At 33.3% G+C, this 20,612-nt stretch carries 18 protein-coding genes; 16 read left to right on the forward strand and 2 right to left on the reverse strand.

Translation table 11 applies throughout. From position 1 onward, the window contains the following. The first annotated feature begins 37 nt into the window (after positions 1-37). Entirely contained in the window at positions 38-577 is a 540-nt protein-coding gene (locus tag I6U51_RS19455) for an AAA family ATPase (protein WP_211144230.1), read from the forward strand. Positions 578-656: 79 nt separating this feature from the next. Next, entirely contained in the window at positions 657-1,136 is a 480-nt protein-coding gene (locus I6U51_RS19460; protein ID WP_211144231.1) for a hypothetical protein, read from the forward strand. Between the two features lie 254 nt (positions 1,137-1,390). Here I6U51_RS19460 and I6U51_RS19465 read toward each other — a convergent pair whose 3' ends face one another. Then, the gene (locus I6U51_RS19465; RefSeq protein WP_211144232.1) at positions 1,391-1,795 is read right to left on the reverse strand and encodes a secondary thiamine-phosphate synthase enzyme YjbQ; all 405 of its coding nucleotides are present in this window, start codon (positions 1,793-1,795) and stop codon (positions 1,391-1,393) included. 184 nt (positions 1,796-1,979) lie between these two features. Here I6U51_RS19465 and I6U51_RS19470 point away from each other — a divergent pair, with 184 nt between their 5' ends. Continuing rightward, entirely contained in the window at positions 1,980-3,062 is a 1,083-nt protein-coding gene (locus I6U51_RS19470) for a GerMN domain-containing protein (protein WP_211144233.1), read from the forward strand. 97 nt (positions 3,063-3,159) lie between these two features. Here the strand turns inward: I6U51_RS19470 and I6U51_RS19475 are convergent, their stop codons facing one another. Then, a complete protein-coding gene (locus tag I6U51_RS19475; RefSeq protein WP_211144234.1) occupies positions 3,160-3,957 on the reverse strand; it encodes an endonuclease III domain-containing protein in 798 nt (265 codons plus the stop codon). Positions 3,958-4,205: 248 nt separating this feature from the next. Here I6U51_RS19475 and I6U51_RS19480 point away from each other — a divergent pair, with 248 nt between their 5' ends. The 13 genes from I6U51_RS19480 to I6U51_RS19540 all read left to right on the forward strand — a co-directional run bounded on the left by I6U51_RS19480 (position 4,206) and on the right by I6U51_RS19540 (position 20,535). Further along, positions 4,206-4,511, forward strand: a complete 306-nt coding sequence (locus I6U51_RS19480; protein ID WP_211144235.1) for a PTS sugar transporter subunit IIB — start codon at positions 4,206-4,208, stop codon at positions 4,509-4,511. A gap of 18 nt (positions 4,512-4,529) precedes the next feature. Next, on the forward strand, positions 4,530-5,807 hold the full coding sequence (locus tag I6U51_RS19485; RefSeq protein ID WP_211144236.1) for a PTS sugar transporter subunit IIC: 1,278 nt from the start codon (positions 4,530-4,532) through the stop codon (positions 5,805-5,807). A 116-nt stretch (positions 5,808-5,923) separates the two neighbouring features. Further along, the gene (locus tag I6U51_RS19490; RefSeq protein WP_211144237.1) at positions 5,924-7,243 is read left to right on the forward strand and encodes a 6-phospho-beta-glucosidase; all 1,320 of its coding nucleotides are present in this window, start codon (positions 5,924-5,926) and stop codon (positions 7,241-7,243) included. A gap of 40 nt (positions 7,244-7,283) precedes the next feature. Beyond that, the gene (locus I6U51_RS19495; protein ID WP_211144238.1) at positions 7,284-7,586 is read left to right on the forward strand and encodes a PTS sugar transporter subunit IIA; all 303 of its coding nucleotides are present in this window, start codon (positions 7,284-7,286) and stop codon (positions 7,584-7,586) included. 18 nt (positions 7,587-7,604) lie between these two features. Beyond that, positions 7,605-7,880, forward strand: coding sequence for a hypothetical protein (locus I6U51_RS19500; RefSeq protein WP_211144239.1), 276 nt, complete (start codon positions 7,605-7,607; stop codon positions 7,878-7,880). A 65-nt stretch (positions 7,881-7,945) separates the two neighbouring features. Beyond that, the gene (locus I6U51_RS19505; RefSeq protein WP_211144240.1) at positions 7,946-10,618 is read left to right on the forward strand and encodes a sigma-54-dependent transcriptional regulator; all 2,673 of its coding nucleotides are present in this window, start codon (positions 7,946-7,948) and stop codon (positions 10,616-10,618) included. A gap of 26 nt (positions 10,619-10,644) precedes the next feature. Further along, positions 10,645-11,538: a BadF/BadG/BcrA/BcrD ATPase family protein gene (locus tag I6U51_RS19510; RefSeq protein ID WP_211144241.1), complete on the forward strand. Its 894-nt coding sequence runs from the start codon at positions 10,645-10,647 to the stop codon at positions 11,536-11,538. 345 nt (positions 11,539-11,883) lie between these two features. Next, complete coding sequence (locus I6U51_RS19515; RefSeq protein WP_211144242.1) at positions 11,884-12,969, forward strand: DUF871 domain-containing protein; 1,086 nt, start codon at positions 11,884-11,886, stop codon at positions 12,967-12,969. A gap of 53 nt (positions 12,970-13,022) precedes the next feature. Beyond that, positions 13,023-13,193: a hypothetical protein gene (locus I6U51_RS19520; protein WP_211144243.1), complete on the forward strand. Its 171-nt coding sequence runs from the start codon at positions 13,023-13,025 to the stop codon at positions 13,191-13,193. A 405-nt stretch (positions 13,194-13,598) separates the two neighbouring features. Continuing rightward, positions 13,599-14,051: a MarR family winged helix-turn-helix transcriptional regulator gene (locus I6U51_RS19525; RefSeq protein ID WP_211144244.1), complete on the forward strand. Its 453-nt coding sequence runs from the start codon at positions 13,599-13,601 to the stop codon at positions 14,049-14,051. Between the two features lie 344 nt (positions 14,052-14,395). Beyond that, positions 14,396-16,111, forward strand: coding sequence for an ABC transporter ATP-binding protein (locus I6U51_RS19530; RefSeq protein WP_211144245.1), 1,716 nt, complete (start codon positions 14,396-14,398; stop codon positions 16,109-16,111). After that, positions 16,108-17,916: an ABC transporter ATP-binding protein gene (locus tag I6U51_RS19535; protein ID WP_211144246.1), complete on the forward strand. Its 1,809-nt coding sequence runs from the start codon at positions 16,108-16,110 to the stop codon at positions 17,914-17,916. The genes I6U51_RS19530 and I6U51_RS19535 overlap by 4 nt, the downstream gene beginning before the upstream one ends. Positions 17,917-17,952: 36 nt before the next feature. Then, positions 17,953-20,535 (forward strand): PEP/pyruvate-binding domain-containing protein, encoded by a 2,583-nt coding sequence (locus tag I6U51_RS19540; RefSeq protein WP_246517518.1) that lies wholly within the window; start codon positions 17,953-17,955, stop codon positions 20,533-20,535. Positions 20,536-20,612: the final 77 nt, after the last annotated feature.

The following is a 20,612-nucleotide window of genomic DNA, read 5'->3' on the forward strand; positions in this document are numbered from 1 at the left end:
CATAACTTTTTAAAAGGGAGGGGACAAGAGCATTAATATGAAAATACAGGTTATAGGTGCCTCAGGCACAGGGAAAAGTACATTATGCAAATATATAAGTGAAAAAACTTGTGCTTACTGGATTGATACAGACAAATATTTATGGAAAGATAGCTCTTTTACTGAAAATCATCATGTTGAAGAACGTTTTAAGATGTATAACGACGATATTGCTAATCATCAAGATTATGTTGTTTCAGGTTCTGTGCATTCTTGGAACCCTGAAGGGTTCAATGATAGGGAGTTGCTGGTATTGCTGATACTTGATGAGGAGATTCGCATGAAGAGAATTTCTGACAGAGAGTTTGCAAGATTCGGAGAAAGGATGCTTCCAGGTGGAGATCACTATCACTTGACCTGCGAGTTTCTTGACTGGTGTAGAACCTATCTGACTGAGGATGAAAATGCGGTTAATTCATTAGCAAGCCATATGCTTCGTTTGAAGGAAGCATCTTGTAAAACATTAGTTTTAGACGGAAATCAGCCAGTATATGCACTTTATGCACATATTCTAAATGCGTATTGGCAGGTTGGATGAATAATAACATAAAACGAAAGGAGGATAGATTTGGTGAGAGTTTGGTACTTACAATACACTTTCTCACTAAAGATAATTTATGAGTAAGTATAATCTTATAGCTTCTGACATCCAGATGCCAGAAGTTGATTTAACGAATGTAAAAAGAATCACAGTAAAGGAATTAAAAAAGCTGAACCCTGAAGCGAAGAGTCCTTTACCTTTAGATAGGTTAGATGAAAATTTAGAAGTAATGTATTGTGAGTCAGAGGATGACATGGACGGGCTAACAGTTAGTTTGTGTGATAATCCACCAAATAATTTGGACTATCACATAAAAAAGAAATATGTTTATTGGTTACCTTATAGATTTACTGAGAAATGTTCAGCACAGCTGCTTGAATACTTGAAAAAGAACATGTTGAAAGACCAAAAGGTTGAAATATGGTCAATTTGGATTGGAAATAAAAATGAAATATATAGGGTGAGAAATATAAAGGAGATTAAGCTATCAGAGCTTACAGAGGATGATCTTACGGAAATAAGCTCAGAGAAAATGTGTATTTGTGTTACAGGGTAATTGTATTTTAGATAGATTTGAATTTAAACAAATCTATCTACGTTCTCTTTTTTATCCGATGACTACCCGCTCTAATACTCCCTCGCACTCTGTGAAAGCGACTATCACCAAATCACAGATTTGGGATATCTGCTTTTCTCAAAGAGGGAGTAAATAGCGGATACGTCCATGGATTCGTTCAACTAAGAATCAGGTGGGGGGTGAAACCCCATCTGATTCAAGTTTCCACTTCATATGTAAATTTAAAGTAGATATTATCCTTCAATAACCTTTATATAAACCTTTCTATTTCTAGGGCCATCAAATTCACAGAAATAAATTCCCTGCCAGGTTCCTGTAAGAAGATTTCCATCTTCTACTATGACAGTAGCACTAGAGCCCATGTAGGAAGCTTTAAGATGAGCATGGGAATTTCCTTCAAAATGCTTATAATCGCCTTTAATTGGTATAAGTTTATCCAAAGTAGCAATTATATCTCTAGTTACGTCAGGATCAGCATTTTCGTTTATTGTTATACCACCAGTGGTATGTGGACAAAAAATTACTGCTATTCCATTCTTCATAGCACTTTCTTTAACAGACTTTTCAACAAGATGGCTTATATTAATAAATTGCTCTTCTTTTGTAGTTTTAATATCATATTTGAATGTGTTACTCATAGCTAAATCCTCCTTTTTATATTCATTATACAAAAAATAAAGGTATAATACTGTTTTTATTATATTTCACCACAATTAATTAAATGTATAAAGTGTTATATTTTTTGATACTCTTCACTTCTTTTTTGTTTACTAAATATATTATATATTATATAATTTACAAAACATTATATGGGGTGATGTTATGAAAAAGCTAATAGTAATTATACTATCTTTGTTTATGGTTGTGTTAACAGCATGTAATAAATCCGCAAATTTAACAGTAGAGCAAAAACCTACAGATACACAAAATCAAACTCAAACCAAAACAGAAAGTGAATCAAAACAATATGTAATAAATGACTTTTTCCCAATGAAGGGAAACCTCAGAATGAAATATGCTGGATCAGGAAACGAATATGCATCAAAGGACGTATATGTTGACTATTTAAGAGATAACAAAGTTCAGCTGCGAATTATAACTGGAGGTACCACAGGAGGACAAATACTTGAAAATAAAAATGGAGAGCTAAAAACAGTATTCTCCAGGGGTGAGTTTTACTATAGAGATGACTTAACAAAGGAAAATTCAAATACAAATGACATTTTAATTAAAGAACCAATAGTGAAAGGGAATACATGGACTTTATCTGATGGTAGAAAAAGAACCATAACAGCTGTTGGAGACTTTATAACTACTCCAGCTGGAAAGTTTAAATCCATAGAAGTTACCACAGAAGGAAAAGACTCCACCACAAAAGATTATTATGGATTAGGAATAGGACTAATAAAAACTGTTTTTCAATCTAATGGATTACTTGTTACTACTACCTTAGAGAAGCTTGATAAAGATGCAGCTGTCACACAGACTGTTAAATTCTATTATCCTATGCCTGAAGATAGTAAGATTGGAAAAAAGAAAATAGTAGCAAGCTTTAAAACCAACGATGAAACAAAATCATTCTTTGAAAAAAACTTTAAAAAAGCTCCAAACTCATCTACAATACCTTTAATGACTGCTAACACGAAGATAAATAAACTTTATTTAAATGAAGCTGAAAAGAAAGTTTATGTAGATTTTTCAAAGGAATTTGTTTCCCAAATGAATGCAGGGACATATAAAGAGCAGGCAGTACTGACTTCTGTAACGGACACTTTAGGAAACTATTATAATGTGGATAAAGTATATATTACAATAGAAGGTAAGCCTTATGCTTCAGGTCATATAATAAAGAAGGCTGGAGAAGTATTTAAAGTAAATTATGAAAATATAGTATCCTTAGATTAGTATAATAAAGTAATTATCTACAGTGCTGTAACTTAGATTATTAGTGCTCTATTATGAAAGAACTGTAAGTGGATTTTTAATCTGCTTATGGTTCTCTTTATTTAGTAAAAGAATTTATTTTTTTTAGGCAACCTCTTCTTATAGGACATTCAGAACAATTGGGATTCGTCGGTCTACACCAATTACGGCCAATATTCCAAAAGGGTGAGGTTAAAATACCTGGATATTCGGGGTTTAAAATTCTACCTATATTTATTAATTCATTTAAATCATCTTTATTAACAAGTCCGGAACGTAAAAAAACCCTTTTAATATGAACATCAAAGGCTATGTCTACATGATTTTTATCTTCAACTTCTAGCATGAAATCTCTTATTAACAACATTGCGCCTAATGCAGCTTTTTTTTGACTAATGCCTTTGAATTCATTTAATCTAGCTATTATTTCATTGGCAGTAGAGGGATATTTCCAAATATTATTTGCTGAGCCGCTATACTTTTCGATAAGGATTTTACATGCGGATAAAATATATTTCGATATTGTACCTGGATATCTGTGTAATGCAGGTTTTGTCTTAAAAAACACTTCAAATTCTTCCTCGCTATAATTAGCAAATTTATATATATCAAAATGACCTAATCTTTCTTTTAAATTATAGGGTAAGCTCCAAGCAACTTCTGTTTTAACGGATTGTTCTGCTATTAAGGCAAATAAAAAAGCGTTAGGATTTTCTAGTATAAATTTCTTTGCACTTTCTTCCAAAAATGTTCCCTTTGTTATGCTATGCTCATTACTAAGGATATTATAATATGATAAAATATCTTCTCTAATTAATTCAAAGGAATTCTTTTCTTTATCAATGTGGTTGTTTAAGGACAGATTCTTTTTGACCATATTAAATTCCTCCTTTTAAATACTTCATTAGTAATGTGGTAAAGTATATCCTTATTATACTAAAATATTCACTAAAAAATCTTTTTACAATGTACAATAAACTTATTTGTGTATCAAAAATTGTGTATCAAAAACTTCGGCATGATACAGATCAAATGAAAACAATTACTATAGAAGGAGTTTACGATATTGGCATGACTATTGCTTAATAATTTAATATAAAAACAAATGTGAGGAGGAATTTATATATGAAAGTTTTAATGGTTTGTTCAGGAGGAATGTCTAGTGCAATAGTGGTTAAAGCTATAAAAGCTGAAGCTGATAAACAAAATTTTCCACTAGAAATTAAGGCTGTGGGCACTTATGAATTTGAAGATGAAATTAAATTAGGATATGACATGGCATTAGTTGCTCCACAAGTAAAACACAGATTAGAAGTTTTTAAAACACAGGCAGAAGAACTTAATATACCTGTTGAATTAATAGTTCCAATGGGATATACACCAATAGGTGCTCCAAAGGTATTAGAACAAATAAAAAAACATTCAAAATAATATTAAGGGGGACTTAAAATGAAATTAATTTTTGAGCTTTTAGAGAAATATCTTTTGCCGCCTATGACAAAAGTGGCAGAACAAAGACATCTTAGAGCTATACGTGATGGTATCGTTTCAACTATACCTCTTATAATTGTAGGCAGTTTTTTCTTAGTTATTGCCTTTCCACCTGTAAATTCATGGGCGGAAATGGTAAAGCCTTATATAGGAAGGATATTATATCCTTATAGATTAACTATGGGAATTATGGCCTTATATGCATCCTTTGGAATAGGATATAGTCTTGCCAAATCCTATAAGCTAGATTCATTAGCTGGAGGTAGTTTATCCGTAGCAGCATTCTTATTGACAAGCTTACCAGTAGCAGTTAAAGAAAACGATTTAGGCTTTGTTTTACCTTTAGGCAATCTTGGCGGTGCAGGAATGTTCGTAGCTATATTAATGGCTATTTTTGCTGTAGAAACTCTAAGATTTACAAAGGAAAAGAATTTAACAATTAAAATGCCAGAAGGAGTACCGGAATCTGTTGCAAACTCCTTTGCAGCATTAATACCAGCAACAATTATTATAGTTGTATTATGGATAGTTAGAGACTTATTAAACTTTGATATACAACATTTTATAATGAGTATATTTGAGCCACTTGTAGTTGCAGGAGATACTTTAGGCGGAGTATTAGTCCCTACCTTCCTTATTACTTTACTTTGGGCATGTGGTATTCATGGAGATTCTATTGTTGGTACAGTAGCAAGACCTATATGGCTTGTTTTATTAGATGAAAATACAAAGGCATTAGCAGCAGGCACAGCAATACCACACATAGCTCCAGAACCATTCTTCCAATGGTTTGTATGGATAGGAGGTTCAGGTGCTACTATAGGTTTAGTTCTTTTAATGATGAGGTCTAAATCACAATATTTAAAAGATATAGGTAGAGTGTCCTTAATTCCAGGTATTTGCAACATTAATGAACCAGTAATATTTGGTGCACCAATAATGCTAAACCCATTATTCCTTATACCATTTATTTTAGGACCAATATTATCGGCATTTATATCATATTTTGCAATGTATTTTAATATAGTAGCCAGACCGGTAATACAAGCACCATGGACACTTCCAGCACCAATAGGTGCATATCTTGCTACAAAAGGAGATTGGAAGGCTATAGTTCTTGTTTTAGTCAACATAGCAATTACAACAGCAATATACTACCCATTCTTCAAAGCTTACGAAAAAAAATTACTTCAAGAACAGGGAATAAGTGAAGAAGATAATACATTAAATGCTTAATGATATAAGGAAAATTATAGTTAGGTGAATTAAAGTTCACCTAACTATTAATTTAAAGTTAAGAGAGCAATTATGTAGTAAGTAATAGCAGCATATAAATTTGGAGGTGTCAGATTATGAAGGAGCTTAAAGTAGTTGTAATAGGAGGGGGTAGTAGTTATACCCCGGAAATAATAGAAGGATTTTTAAAGAGAATATCAGAATTACCTATTAAAGAAATACATTTAGTGGACATAAAAGAGGGAGAAGAAAAATTAAGTATAGTAGGCAGCCTAGCAAGAAGAATGATAAAAAAAGCAGGACTAAATATAAAATTAGTTATAACCTTAAATAGAAGAGAAGCCCTTAAGGATGCGGATTTTGTAGTTACACAATTTAGAGTAGGCGGATTAGAGGCGAGAGCAAAGGATGAAAGATTTCCTTTAAAATATAAAGTATTAGGTCAAGAAACAACAGGACCAGGCGGTTTTGCTAAAGCCCTTAGAACTATACCTGTAATGCTCGATATATGCAAGGATATAAAAGAAGTATGTCCAGATGCTTGGCTTATAAATTTTACGAATCCATCAGGATTAGTTACAGAGGCTGTACTAAAATATACTGATATAAAGTGCATAGGTTTATGTAATGTACCTATACACATGGCAATGGATGTAGCAAATATGCTGGAAGTACCTTATAGAGATATTTTTATAGAATTTGCTGGCTTAAACCATTTGGTATGGGGTAAGAAAGTCTGGCATAAGGATAAGGATGTAACTAAGGAAGTTATTGAAAAACTTCTTGACGGTGCAGTGCTTAATATGAAAAATATATCTAACTTAAAATGGGACGGGGATTTTTTAAGAGCCTTAGGAATGATTCCTTGTCCATACCACAGATATTTTTATATGACAGATAAAATGGTTGAGGAAGAAATAGAAGCGGCGGAGGATTGCAACAAGGGTACAAGGGCAGAACAGGTAAAGGCAGTAGAAAAAACATTATTTGAGCTTTATAAATCACCTGAACTTAATGTTAAGCCTAAAGAATTAGAAAAAAGAGGAGGGGCTTATTACTCAGATGCAGCAGTGTCACTTATAAGTGCAATTTACAATGACAAAAGAGAAATCCATACAGTTAACACCTTAAACAATGGAATAATTAAAGGAGTACCTGATAACTCTGTTATAGAAACAAACTGCATAATAGACAGCAGAGGAGCAACTCCACTTAGCTTAAAGGGAGATTTACAAATAGAAGTAAAGGGATTAATTCAAGCTGTAAAAAGCTACGAAGTACTTGCTGTAGAGACAGCAGTTAAGGGAGATAAGGAAAAGGCACTATTAGCTTTAGCAAGTCATCCTTTAGTTCCATCCGTAACTGTAGCAAAAGATTTGTTAGATGACTTACTTATGATAAATAAAGAATATTTACCACAATTTAAATTAGATTAGTTAACAATAAGAAAATAATTTGACTTTGGAGGTTTTATCTATGGAAGAACATATTTTTAATATAATTTCTCACGCTGGAGATGCAAGAGGCTATGCTTATGAAGCATTAAAAGCAGCAAAAGCAGGAGATATGGAAAAAGCAGAGGAAAGATTAAAAAAAGCACAGGAAGAGTTAGATTTAGCTCACAACACCCAAACAAAGTTAATTCAAGCAGAATTAAATGGAGATTCCTTTAAGGCTTCTCTTTTGATGATACATGCACAAGATCAGCTTATGACTGCTATATCAGAAAAAAATCTAATTGAAGAGATGGTTGATATGTATAGAGAACTAAGAAAATAATTTTAGGGGGAAATAATTATGAAGTTATTTTACGGCATAGCATTTATAGCTCTAATGCTAGTTGGTGTTAAGCTATCTAATATTATAACCAAAAGATTTAGGATTAATAGATGGCTTTTAGCCTTGAGTGCCCCTTTGGTTATAATGGTACCTATGATAGTTTTTGATATAAAAAATCCTTGGATATTGAATTTATTAATAGTTATATTCTCCATTATGTGTATAATGTTCTTTGAAATATCCAAGGGGATTATGGAAAAAAGAGAAAAAGAATTAAAAAAGTACAGAAAATAGTGATTAGTAGTTTAATATCCATTATATTATTTATATAGAGCGATATAAATAAGGCGGTTATAGAAATGAAAAATCAGGAGATAGTATACGAATCATTGAGGAAAATTTGCGTAGAACAAATTAAAAAAGAAGCTATAAATATTGGAGTAAGTACAGAAAAATTGTCCTTATATTTAAATATGCGAAGGACAAATGTGTCTAGAGAACTAAATAAATTAGTTGCTGAAGGTAAAGTTAAAAAACAAAAGGGAAAGCCTGTACTTTATTATGTTGAGCTTAATGAAAAGGATTATATATGTGAAGATAAAGCTGAGGCACCATCTATTTTTGACACTGTAATAGGAAGAGATGCAAGTCTAAAAAATCAAATATCCTTAGCAAAGGCAGCCATAGTATATCCTCCGAGTGGTCTTCATAGTCTTATAATTGGAGAAACTGGAGTTGGAAAATCATATTTTGCAAAATGCATGTTTAAATATGCTTTGGAAATTGGAAGAATAAAAGAAAAGGATAGATTTGCAGTTTTTAATTGTGCTGATTATGCCAATAATCCTCAACTTCTAATAGGACATTTATTTGGAGTAAAGAAGGGAACATACACTGGTGCAAGTGAGGATAGAGAAGGTATTATAGAAAAGGGAAGAAATGGTATATTATTTTTAGATGAGGTTCACAGACTTCCTCCAGAAGGACAGGAAATACTTTTTACCTTGATAGACGAAGGAAAATATATACCACTGGGAGGAACAGAGGGAATACCTATAAATGTGATGATTATAAGTGCAACTACAGAAAATATAGGTTCTACTCTTTTAAAGACTTTTACAAGAAGAATTCCAGTAACTATAGCACTTCCTGCCTTAAGAGATAGAAAGTCAACAGAACGGTTGGAGTTAATACAAAGATTTTTTGCAGATGAATCTAAAAGAATATCTAAGAAAATAAACGTAGATGAAGAAGTAATTACTGCATTATTAAATTACGATTGTTTAAATAATATAGGACAACTAAAAAGTGATATTCAGATAGCATCAGCTAAAGCCTTTTTAAGAAACATTTTTAATGAGGAGGATATCCATATTAAAGTAGAGGATTTTTCCTATGAGGTTAAAGGTGGACTTTTAGCTTCAAAGAAAATAAACCCAAGAGGGTTAAAGGTGAGTTTTAGTAATGAAATAAAAAAGGACATCAATTATGATATAGAGGATGAATACAGTGTTTCTAGAGATATATATGAATTTATAGAGGAAAGGACAAAAATATTAACTGCTAAGGGCTTAGATCAGGAGGAAATAAAAAGTAAACTTACTAGTGATGTTGAAGACTTTATAAATACATATATTCTAAGTATTAGAGAAGAAAATGATAAAGATGATATAAAAAGAATAGTAAATAATGAGTTATACGAGTTTTTAAAAAGCTTTATGCATTTAGCTGAATATAAACTTAAAAAGAAAATTCCACAGAATATATTCTTAGGTCTATTGTTACACATAGATACTTTTCTAGCTAGAATAAAAGAAAATAGAGGAATTGAAAATACAAAAATAGATGAAATAAGAAAAAAGTATCCTGAAGAATTTAAATTAGCATTAAATTTAGCTTATAAACTAGAAGAAAAGTATGAAATTACAATACCAATAGGAGAGATTGGTTTTATAACTATGTTTTTTGCTGCGGAAAATAAAAAAGTAAGAAGTAAGGTAGCTGTAATAGTGGCTATGCATGGTAACACAACGGCAACTTCAATAGCTGAAGTTGCAAATCAGCTGCTTAACATCAATCATGTAGCAGGGTTCGATATGCCATTATCCATGAAGCCTGAGGAAGCTTTAATAAAAATTCAAGAATTGATAAAAGAAAAGGATCAAGGTAGAGGAGCGGTACTTTTAGTTGATATGGGATCCTTAAAATTCTTTGGGAAAATTATAGAAGAAAATACAGGTATATATGTTGAAACTATAGATATGATAACTACTGCTACTGTAATAGAAGCTGCAAGAAAAGCAATACTGTATGAAAATATAGATGAAATAGTTAAGTGTGTAAAGAGAGAAAGCAGATATATAGGAGATTTTATAGAGAAAAAGGTTAAAGCAGATAAAAAAGTAATAGTTACAGCTTGCTCAACGGGAGAAGGTACTGCTATAAAATTAAAAGAACTTGTTTCAATTAATTTTGAAAGTGATAAATATGAAATAATAAATCTCAGCATTAAGGACAGAAAAGAATTTTATAACGCCATTGATAACATAAGAAAAAAATACACAATTGCATATGTTATAAGTGCTTTTGACCCTCAGCTTGAGGGTGTGGAATATATTCCAATAGATAGATTTTTTAAAGAATTTGTTGGAGAGGATTTTGAAGAAAAGGTCAATGATGAAGATATGTTAAGCATAATAAATAAGGTTTATAAAGATCATCTTAACATAAATAATTGTGATTTTATAATAAGAAAATTTATAAAAACTGTTTCAAATATGAAATACTCCCATGGAATTTATGTAGATGAAGATAAATTGATGGGTTTACTAATGCATTTTGGATGTGTTTTAGAAAAATTGATAAATAAAGAAGAAACGAGAAGTTGTAAAAATTTATCTTTAATTAAAGCTAGATATGGTGACTTATTCAAAGACTTAAAAACAAGTATAAAAGATATAGAAGAAAATCTTAATATTGAAATACCAGAAGATGAACTAGCTAATATTATAGAGATATTAGTTAACATATGATTCAGGTATTTGATTGGAGGAATTATATGAAATATATAATAGGTGTAGACGGGGGAGGAACTAAAACAGAAGCTATAGCCTATAACATGGAGGGTAAAGAAATATGTAAGGCAGCCACAGGATATGGAAGCTTAATAATAGATAAAAAGACAGCTTTAAATAATATTATCCAAGCTATAGAAATCTGTGTTAACACATTAAAAGAAAATGAACTCATAGGAATTTATTTAGGACTTGCTGGTATAGAGGCGGGAGAAAATAAAAAATTAGTGGAGAAGGCAGTAAAAAGTAAATTTAATACACATGTAGAAATTTACAATGACGCAGAACTAGCTTTTTATGCATTACTAAAAGGAGAAGAAGGAATTCTAGCTATTTCAGGTACTGGTTCTATAGCTTTAGGAATTTCAAAAGGTAAAAAGATAATCTCTGGAGGCTGGGGGCATCTTTTAGGAGATGAGGGAAGCGGATATAATATAGCTATAAATGCCTATAAAAGGATGATATACGAAGAAGAGTTAGGCCTTGAAAAAAGCAAGCTGACAAAGACAATATTAAAAGAGTTATCCCTACAAAATGTACAAGATATAAAAGGGATAGTTTATTATTCTGCTAAAGATGAAATTGCATCTATTGTTCCAACCATAGTAAAATTAGCGGAAGAACAAGAGGAAAATGCATTGGGAATTCTTAAAGAAGCAGGAATGGAAATAGCTTTAATGGTGCACAGGCTATGGAAAAAACTTAAGCTTCAGGGAACCATTAAAGTTGCCTTAAAGGGCAGCATTATAACAAAAATTAAGTTTGTAAGGGAAGCTTTTAATGCTCATCTATTAAACCTTATTGAAAATGTAGAAATTATAGATGAGGATGTGTCTTCCTGCAAGGGTGCCTATTACTTAGCAAAACAAAAAATATGAAGAGTAATGTGAAGTATGCAGTAGGACTTATATAGAAGTACTAGGCCGAAAGTTAACTTATACCCCGGGATATGTTTCCAAAGCTTCAGTCCGTTAAAAACTTTTAGCCAATCTAAAGCTTAAGTTTTAGACGACCTAAGACTTAGATAAACTCGCTACGTTCAAACACTATCTAAGTTCTAAGGTTGTCTTAAAACTCTTCACTAAGATTGGCACAAAGTTTTTAAATCTACCTTCAGTCTTTGGAAACATATCCCTTTATATAAGTTAACTTTCTAGTTAGTTTCTCTATATATGGAACATCCTTAGATAACATTGATTTAGTTGAGAAGGAGAGGATAGAATATGAAAAGATTAGGTATTTCAGTTTATCCAATGCATGCAAGCTTGGAAGATAACCTTAAATATATAGAATTGGCGAGTAAGTATGGCTTTAAAAGGATATTTACCTGTCTTTTGTCTGTAGAGGGAGATAAGGAAAATATACTTAAGGAGTTTAAAGAAACTATAGCTTTTGCAAATATAAAGGGTATGGAAGTTATTGCAGATGTAAGTCCTAGAATTTTTGAAGAACTTAATATAAGTTATAATGATTTAAGTTTTTTTAAAGAAATAGGTGCTTATGGTATAAGATTAGATATGGGATTTTCAGGCTTAGAAGAATCTATGATGACTTATAACCCTGAGGGATTATTTATAGAATTGAATATGAGTAATGGTACAAGATATATAGAAAACATAATGAGCTACAAGCCTAACATAGAAAAAATTCTAGGATGTCATAATTTTTACCCCCATAGGTACAGCGGTTTAAGCTATGAACATTTCATAAAATGCAGCAAGCAATTTAAAGATTTAGGTATAAGAACTGCAGCCTTTATATCATCTCAAGCAGCAAATTTTGGTCCATGGCCTGTAAATGAAGGCTTATGCACCTTAGAAAAACACAGAGAAATGAATATAGTAACACAGGCAAAGCATTTATTTGCCATAGATCTTATTGATGATGTTATCATAGCTAATGCTTTTGCTTCAGAAGAAGAGCTTAAAGCCTTAAGTGAAATAAATAAAGATATACTGACAATGAAGGTAGAGCTTGCAGAAGGAATTCCAGAGGTAGAAAGAAAGATTGTATTAGAGGAGCTTCATTTCAATAGAGGAGACCTTTCAGAATATCTTATAAGATCAACTCAAAGTAGAGTTAAGTATAAAGGCCATAAATTTATACCTTTTAATACACCAGATATAAAAAGAGGAGACATTTTGATAGACACATCCCTATATGGACATTATGCAGGAGAATTGCAGATAGCTTTAAAGGATATGAAAAATTACGGGAAAACCAATGTAGTAGGCAGAATTGTAAAAGAAGAGGAGCTCCTTATTGATTATATAGAAGGATGGCAAAAATTTAAATTTGAATTAAGTTAGAAGAAAGAAAAAAGAGAGAAATTTGAAAGATTTTTTGCTCAGAACATATTATAGTGAATACAATTGGAATGGAAATATTTAAAATATTAAAGGAAAAAAGATCATTAGAAGAATGGAATATTCCTCATAGAAGATGGTTTGGTGAGTGGAGAATAGAATTTAAAGAAGAGTATAGAGTGCTAAATAAAATGCTGGATGAAATTAAAGATAAGTATACAATATAAATTGGATAAATTATTTTAAAGATACAAATGAAAATGCAAAAAATAAAATAAAAAACGCCAATATAATATTTTTTACTGGTGGTTTGCCAGATAAGATGATGTTACGTTTAATGGAATTTAACTTTAAATGTGAATTAAGGGAACTTTTTAACGAGTTCCCTTTTGTATTTGCTACATAGCGGCTGTTACATGTTCCGGTGAAATATAAAATCATTTTCTTGCTCCTTCCATTGTATCATATTTAATTCAAAAAAATTCAATGGTAAAGAAAATTGAGACGATAAAATTCTATTAGTCTCTTCCTTTAAATAAGCACTGTGTACAAACAAAACTATTGACAATCTTAAGTACTTTAGTTATATTAATAAGTAGAAGTCTACCTATTTAAAGTGAGGATGATGTATTATGAAATTTGGAGACTGGGAATATCCTTATGATTTATTTATAAAAAGTATTGCCCAAAAGATGCGTTATACCAATGATAAGAAATTAGCAGAGTATAATTTGACTTCACCACAAGGCTTGTTACTTGAATTAATTGATAGAGCAATAAGAAGAGAAGAGGAGATAACCCGTAGAAGTTTGGAGTATGTTATGAATCTAAAAGGGCCTTCCATAACTAATCTTTTAAATGGCTTGGAAAAAAAAGGTTGTATCATACGAAATACTGGGATATCAGATGCTCGTACTTTTCATATAGAGGTTACAGCCGAAGGTAAAAAAATATTAAAAGAGATGGAAGAGATTTTTGAAGAAACCGAAGAACAGTTATTAGAAGGTATGTCCGAAGAGGAAAAAAGAATTTTTTTAGACTTACTTATCAAAGCATATAAAAATTTGGATGGTCATTTAGCTTAACGATAAAAAGCATATAGATTGCTTTTTATTTAGCGAGATAGGTAGAAGTCTACATATTTTTAATATATTACCTTCGAAAGATTACATTTTAATCTTGAAGAATTAAACAATTTTGATAGATCAAATGCTGTAATCATAACCATCAATGGAAGTAGATAAAATGCTTTTTATTTGACTAAATAGGTAGATGTCTACATATATTTTATTACAAATATGATGGTAAAGCAACTATAAAAGTTAGATTGATATTGAAAATATTAAGCTGAGATACTTACTAAGGCTGTGAAAAAATTATTTACGAAGAATAAATCATTAACTATAACAAATAGATGGAGGTATTATTTATGATCAGAATTATCAAAAGACTGCCTGCTGATAGGGTAACTGCGGCTATTGCATTTTTGCTACTGCAGGTTTTCTGTGCCATTTATCTTCCTTATTTAGCCGCTGATATGGTAAACAATGGTGTTGTAAAGGGAAATATCGCCCATATCTGGCAGCAGGGCGGCCTAATGATCGCGCTTACAATGCTTGGTCTTGTGGGCCAGGTACTGAATCCTTATATATCTGCAAAGATTGCCTTTAATTTTGCATCTGAGCTTCGCAGTGATATTTACCAAAAGATACTTAGTTTTTCAAAAAATGAGTTTGACAAATTCGGAACGGCTACCCTGATAACTCGTAATACAAATGATGTGACACAGGTACAGAGCTTAGTGGAAACAGGACTTAAATTCCTGATTGTTTCACCGTTGTACTTAATTGGCGGCATTGGTATGACCTATCGCCTTAGCCCTAAGCTGTCATTGATTTTTATTGCTGTCATTCCTTTTTTAACTATTGGATCTGTTGTAATATACAAATTTGCGAACCCTCTTTATGGTAAAATGCAAAAGCTGCTAGACAGGTTAAATCTATTTTTTAGAGAAGGACTGACAGGAGTAAAAGTTATTCGCGCTTTTAGGAAAGAAGAAGAGGATTTCATAAAATATCTAGATACCAATGGAGATTATACGAAAACAGCTATTGCAGCAGGTACCATTATGAGTTTCTTTATGCCGCTGATTACTTTGCTTCTTAACCTGACTACCATAATGATAATGTGGATTGGAGCAGGTTCTATAGCAGCTGGCACCATGGAAGTAGGTACAATTATGGCAGCAATCTCTTATTCAGCTCAAATTTTACTTGGTTTCGGAATTCTGACAAGCGTTATTTTGGTCATTCCCCGTGGTCAGGTTTCTATTCAACGTATTTATGAAGTCTTAGATATGCCTCTAAGCATAAAAGATCCAGAAAAACCAGAAGTAGTTCGAAAAGGTGGGTTACAGTTTGAGACAGTAGACTTCCGTTATCCCGGTGCAAAGAAAAAAACGCTGGAAGATATCAGTTTTACAGTTCAAGAGGGCCAGACTTTAGCCATCATTGGCAGTACCGGCGACGGTAAAACCTCTCTTGTTAATCTGATTACAAGACTCTATGATGTGGAGAAGGGAGTGGTGAAAATTGGAGGTATAGATATCAGAAAAATTAGGCAAGAGGAGGTTCATGATATAGTAAGCTTTGTACCACAAAAATCTACTCTTTTTATAGGTTCCATACGGGAAAATATGTTAGTAGCCAAACCAGATGCCACTGATGAAGAAATATGGGCTGCTTTAGAAATAGCTTGTGCCTCCGAATTTGTTTCAAATTTGGAGAACGGCCTTGACAGTGTTGTAGAAAAGAACGGCGGTAATTTTTCTGGCGGGCAAAAGCAAAGGCTTTGTATCGCACGAACATTACTGAAAAATGCACATATATATATTTTTGATGATTCATTTTCAGCCCTTGATTTTAAGACCGATGCTGCTGTGCGTTCATCAATGAAAAAGAAGCTTTCTAAGGCTATAACCGTTATTGTAGCTCAGAGAGTCAATACCGTTATGAATGCTGATTTGGTAGCTGTGCTTGATAATGGAAGGCTGGTTGGACTTGGCACACATGAAAAACTACTGGCTTCCAATCCTATTTATAAAGAAATAGTTAATTCGCAGACTTACAAGGAGGAAATAGCATGAATATAATTAGAAAACAGCTAAGTATAGCTGCAAAGCCCAAGAATCTATGGCAAACCATTAAAAGGCTTATGGAATACATGAAAAAAAGCAACTTGCTCATTGGTCTAACCATTGCTATTTCCATAGCAGGAACGGTGATGCAGGTTATTAGTCCTAAATTGCTTGGAAATGCCACAACACTTATCTTCAATGGGATACACAAACAAAGTGGCATTGATTTTCACAATCTTACATCTATACTGCTTATTGTGACGGCTCTGTATGCAGGAGTATTTATCACATCCTTTTTACAGGAGAAAATTATGACGGTGGTAGCACAAAAGACAACCTATGCGCTTCGTAACCAATTGAAGGAAAAAATGAACCGTGTACCAGTTTCTTTCTTTGATAAGAATTCCAACGGAAACCTCATGTCAGTTGCTGTAAATGACATAGATAACATTGAAAACAATTTGCAGCAAAGTCTTACACAGCTTATTTCAAGCATTATTATGGTACTGGGTGTTCTGTGCTTTATGTTTTCCATAAGCCCATTGCTCACACTGCTAGCTTGTATTATGGTTCCAGGCTGTTTATTGATTATTAAAGTATTTACACCAAGGACGCAGAAATACAATAAGAAATATTTCAAAAGTATGGGGGATTTAAATAGCCAGATCGAGGAGACCTATCAAGGCTTTTCTGTGGTAAAGAGTTTTAATGGAGAGAAGGAAGCATTGCAAAAGTTTAATGGTGTAAACAAGAAAATGTACGAATCAGGATGGCGGGGAAAGTTTTTTAGTGGATGTATGGTTCCCTGTATGATACTCGTACAGAATATAGTTTATGTTTTGATTGCGGCCACAGGTGCAGTTGAAGTTGTAGGTGGCTCCATTTTAATTGGTGATATGCAGGCATTTTTACAATATTCTCAGCAATTTACTTCCCCCATTTCAAGACTTTCTATGATTTGGGGAAATCTTCTTTCGGCAATTGCTTCAGCAGAGCGTGTATTTAATCTGTTAGATGCCCAGGAAGTGGAAGAATATAACACAGCTTTTCCAAATAAAAAAGGGGAGACTGCAAAGGTTATCTTTGAAAATGTACAATTTGGTTATTCTGATGAACCTTTAATGAAAAACTTCAGCTTGGAGGTTAATGATGGTCAAATGGTGGCTATTGTAGGACATACTGGTTCAGGTAAAACTACGTTGATTAATCTTCTGCAGCGGTTTTATGAGATACAGGAAGGTAGTATACGAATTGATGGTACTGACATCCGTAACTTGGATCGCAGCGAAGTGCGTAAGAGCGTTGGGATGGTGCTGCAAGATACTTGGTTATTCTCAGGTACCATTTATGATAACATCCGCTTTGGCAATAAAGATGCCACTGAGGAACAAATTTATGCTGCCGCCAAAGCCGCCTATGCTGATGACTTTATTCAAAAACTGCCTGATGGCTATGATACAGTTTTAGGTGAAGAAGCAGGGAATATTTCGCAAGGGCAGAGGCAGCTTATCACTATTGCAAGGGCTTTCGTGGCAAATCCTGATATTCTCATACTGGATGAAGCTACTTCCAATGTGGATAGTCGTACGGAACTCATCATTCAAAAGGCTATACGAAGGCTCTTAAAAGGTAGAACAAGTTTTGTAGTAGCACATAGGCTATCAACCATTTATGGTGCCGATCGTATTATTGTTATGGAACATGGTGATTTAGTTGAAACAGGAACTCATAAAGAGTTATTGGCGAAGAATGGAACCTACTCAGATATCTACAATAGTCAATTTGCTGACAATGTCAATTCAAAAGCTGTATAAATAAATTTGAATTCAATATAGAGGAGATAAATATATATGTCAAACAGTACGAAGATTTTAAAGGAAAAGGAAATAATATATATGTCAGATTATACAAAAACGTTAAAAGAATTAAATAAAGATTCGTTAAATGAAGCAGGAGGCAAGGGAGCTAATCTTGGCGAATTGATTAATGCCAATCTTCCTGTGCCACCAGGATTTGTAGTTAAAACAGGCGCCTACCGAACTCATCTTGAAGCTTCGTATCTTAAGAAACGCATAGAAAAAAGACTCGAGAACCTTAAAGAGCAGGATATTGATGCAATATCTGAGGCAAGTAAGTGTATATCATCATGGATTGAAGAATCACCAATGCCCTTTGAGGTTCAAGAGGAAGTGGACAGAGCCTTTGAAAGCCTATCTAAAGAAATGGGACCTGATGTCAATTTATCAGTTGCAGTGCGATCCAGTGCTACGGCAGAAGACTTGCCATCGGCCTCCTTTGCAGGACAGCATGAGACTTATCTTGGGGTTTATGGAAAAGAGGAAGTTTTTAAGTATATAAAAAAATGTTGGGCAAGTCTATGGTCAGCACAAGCAATAGCCTATAGAATAAGTATGAATTTTGATCACCTGGAGGTTGATCTTGCCGTCGTAGTCCAGGCAATGATAGCGTCCCAGGCTGCAGGAGTAATGTTTACTGCCAATCCTGTAAATGGAAATAGTGATGAAATATTAATAAGTGCTGGGTATGGTCTTGGTGAGTCAGTAGTCAGTGGTCTGATAACTCCTGATTCTTTTATTCTGACAAAGGAAGGAAGGGTTAAAGAAAAGACTCTCGGCTCAAAAGAGTTTAGCATTAAATTGACAGAAAAGGGTACAATTACAGAGGAAACACAACAATCAAAGAGAAAATTATTTTGTCTTGGAACTAACGAGCTTGTACAGCTGGCGAACCTAGCAAAGCTTGTAGAAAAGTACTATGGAAGCCCCATGGACACAGAGTGGGCTCTGCTTGAAGGTAAAATATATCTTCTGCAGGCTAGGCCAATTACTACAATTACATCTGACTCTGAAGATTTGAAAATCCTTGGCCCTGAAGACAAGATAATTTATCAGGGAAAAAAGGCGCCATTTGGATTGCAAAGTGTAATGGAGCATTCTCCATATCCACATACTCCCTTAGATTTTGCTAGCTTTAGTCACTTTTATCAGGGAATATATACTTCCTTTGTTGATATAGGGTTCAAGCTGCCGAAAGATAAAAACAGACCAGTGGAAAGGGAAAGCGGATGTGTGGCCTTAAGTTATCAGGGAATGGGATTGTCTCCAGCTATAATATGGAAGGCGCCTAGTTTATTAATTAAGAGCTTATTTAAAGATAAAGATGCTTTATGGCAGTCTTTTTCAAAGGAAATTAGTGAAGGAATCAAAAGAATGGATGATGCAGTAAAAAACACAAATGATGCAGTAGGAGCTGCCAAGCTTATTGAACAGGCCATGAAGGAATATGAGAAATTTGTCTATAAAAGATTTTCTGTAATTAGCATGCCAGATGGACTTACTGAGTATAAGCTTAGTACATTAATTAAAAAAGCTGTGGGAAAGGAGAAGGTTGACGAGATAAAAGAAAGTTTACTCAGAGCTTTGCCTTTTAGAACTGCCCTTCAGAATAAGACTCTAATGAAGGTAGCACAAGCGGCGGCTGTAAAGGGAAAGGATAGTAAAGCCTTTAAAAATGAACTTAAAAGTTTTTTAGATGAATATGGAGATAGACCTTATATTGGTATGGGAAGAATGGTATCTCCGCATACATGGCAGGAAAAGCCTGAAATGATTGATGAAATTATTAATGCATTACTCAGTGATACTGCGGTGCTGAATCCAGAGAAAAGCTTTAAAAAGCAGGAAGAGGATTATGAAGCTGCAAAGAAAGTAATAAAGAAAGGATTAAAACCGGCTGAGTATGATAAATTCATTAAAATTCTGGAGAAGGTAAGAAAGTCAGTAATAATCAGAGAAGAAAGTGTATTTTATTTAGAGAAGGTGGCAGGCTGTTTGCATAGAATAGCTTTAAAGCTGGGATGTCTTCTAGCTAAACAAGGATCCATTAATGAAGCTGAAGATGTATTCTTTATTTTTCAGGAAGAGCTTCATTCTGTGGCAGGAGGAAAGTTAGAAATTAAAGAAAAAATAGAAAAAAGGAGAGAAGCTTTTGCAAAGGTTTATGATGCTCATGAAAAAGGAGTGCACTGGCTGATATCCACTGGATCATTTCCGGTATTTGTGAAAAAGAAACAAGATGATGAGGCTAATTCCAATTCACTTAAAGGAAGTTCTGCAAGTCGAGGCGTATATGAAGGACCTGTATGTATAGTAAAGAGTTCTTCGGAATTCAAAAAGCTAAAGAAAGGGGATATACTGGTATCGCCCTATACTTCACCTATATGGACACCTCTTTTTAAGGTGGCGTCTGCAGCAGTTACCGAAATAGGAAGTGCAACTTCCCATGCAGCAATTGTAGCAAGAGAATATGGTATACCTGCGATTGTAGCTGTTGAAAATGTAACAAATATATTGAAGGATGGACAAAAGATAAGAGTAGATGGTACAAATGGTATAATAACATTGTTAGAATAGACTGTGATTGTATAGAACAGTAATATAAAGAAAATTTTTTCAGGGGAAGGAAATAGTCGGTGTGTTCAGAAACTAGA

It is taken from the genome of Clostridium aciditolerans (assembly GCF_016316925.1).
Classification (GTDB): Bacteria; Bacillota; Clostridia; order Clostridiales; family Clostridiaceae; genus Clostridium_AM; species Clostridium_AM aciditolerans.

Bases quoted from the DNA above. Each gene is read 5' to 3' on its own strand.
- I6U51_RS19455 (WP_211144230.1), top strand. From the start codon at position 38: ATGAAAATACAGGTTATAGGTGCCTCAGGCACAGGGAAAAGTACATTA.
- I6U51_RS19460 (WP_211144231.1), top strand. From the start codon at position 657: ATGAGTAAGTATAATCTTATAGCTTCTGACATCCAGATGCCAGAAGTT.
- I6U51_RS19465 (WP_211144232.1), bottom strand. From the start codon at position 1,795: ATGAGTAACACATTCAAATATGATATTAAAACTACAAAAGAAGAGCAA.
- I6U51_RS19470 (WP_211144233.1), top strand. From the start codon at position 1,980: ATGAAAAAGCTAATAGTAATTATACTATCTTTGTTTATGGTTGTGTTA.
- I6U51_RS19475 (WP_211144234.1), bottom strand. From the start codon at position 3,957: ATGGTCAAAAAGAATCTGTCCTTAAACAACCACATTGATAAAGAAAAG.
- I6U51_RS19480 (WP_211144235.1), top strand. From the start codon at position 4,206: ATGAAAGTTTTAATGGTTTGTTCAGGAGGAATGTCTAGTGCAATAGTG.
- I6U51_RS19485 (WP_211144236.1), top strand. From the start codon at position 4,530: ATGAAATTAATTTTTGAGCTTTTAGAGAAATATCTTTTGCCGCCTATG.
- I6U51_RS19490 (WP_211144237.1), top strand. From the start codon at position 5,924: ATGAAGGAGCTTAAAGTAGTTGTAATAGGAGGGGGTAGTAGTTATACC.
- I6U51_RS19495 (WP_211144238.1), top strand. From the start codon at position 7,284: ATGGAAGAACATATTTTTAATATAATTTCTCACGCTGGAGATGCAAGA.
- I6U51_RS19500 (WP_211144239.1), top strand. From the start codon at position 7,605: ATGAAGTTATTTTACGGCATAGCATTTATAGCTCTAATGCTAGTTGGT.
- I6U51_RS19505 (WP_211144240.1), top strand. From the start codon at position 7,946: ATGAAAAATCAGGAGATAGTATACGAATCATTGAGGAAAATTTGCGTA.
- I6U51_RS19510 (WP_211144241.1), top strand. From the start codon at position 10,645: ATGAAATATATAATAGGTGTAGACGGGGGAGGAACTAAAACAGAAGCT.
- I6U51_RS19515 (WP_211144242.1), top strand. From the start codon at position 11,884: ATGAAAAGATTAGGTATTTCAGTTTATCCAATGCATGCAAGCTTGGAA.
- I6U51_RS19525 (WP_211144244.1), top strand. From the start codon at position 13,599: ATGAAATTTGGAGACTGGGAATATCCTTATGATTTATTTATAAAAAGT.
- I6U51_RS19530 (WP_211144245.1), top strand. From the start codon at position 14,396: ATGATCAGAATTATCAAAAGACTGCCTGCTGATAGGGTAACTGCGGCT.
- I6U51_RS19535 (WP_211144246.1), top strand. From the start codon at position 16,108: ATGAATATAATTAGAAAACAGCTAAGTATAGCTGCAAAGCCCAAGAAT.
- I6U51_RS19540 (WP_246517518.1), top strand. From the start codon at position 17,953: ATGTCAAACAGTACGAAGATTTTAAAGGAAAAGGAAATAATATATATG.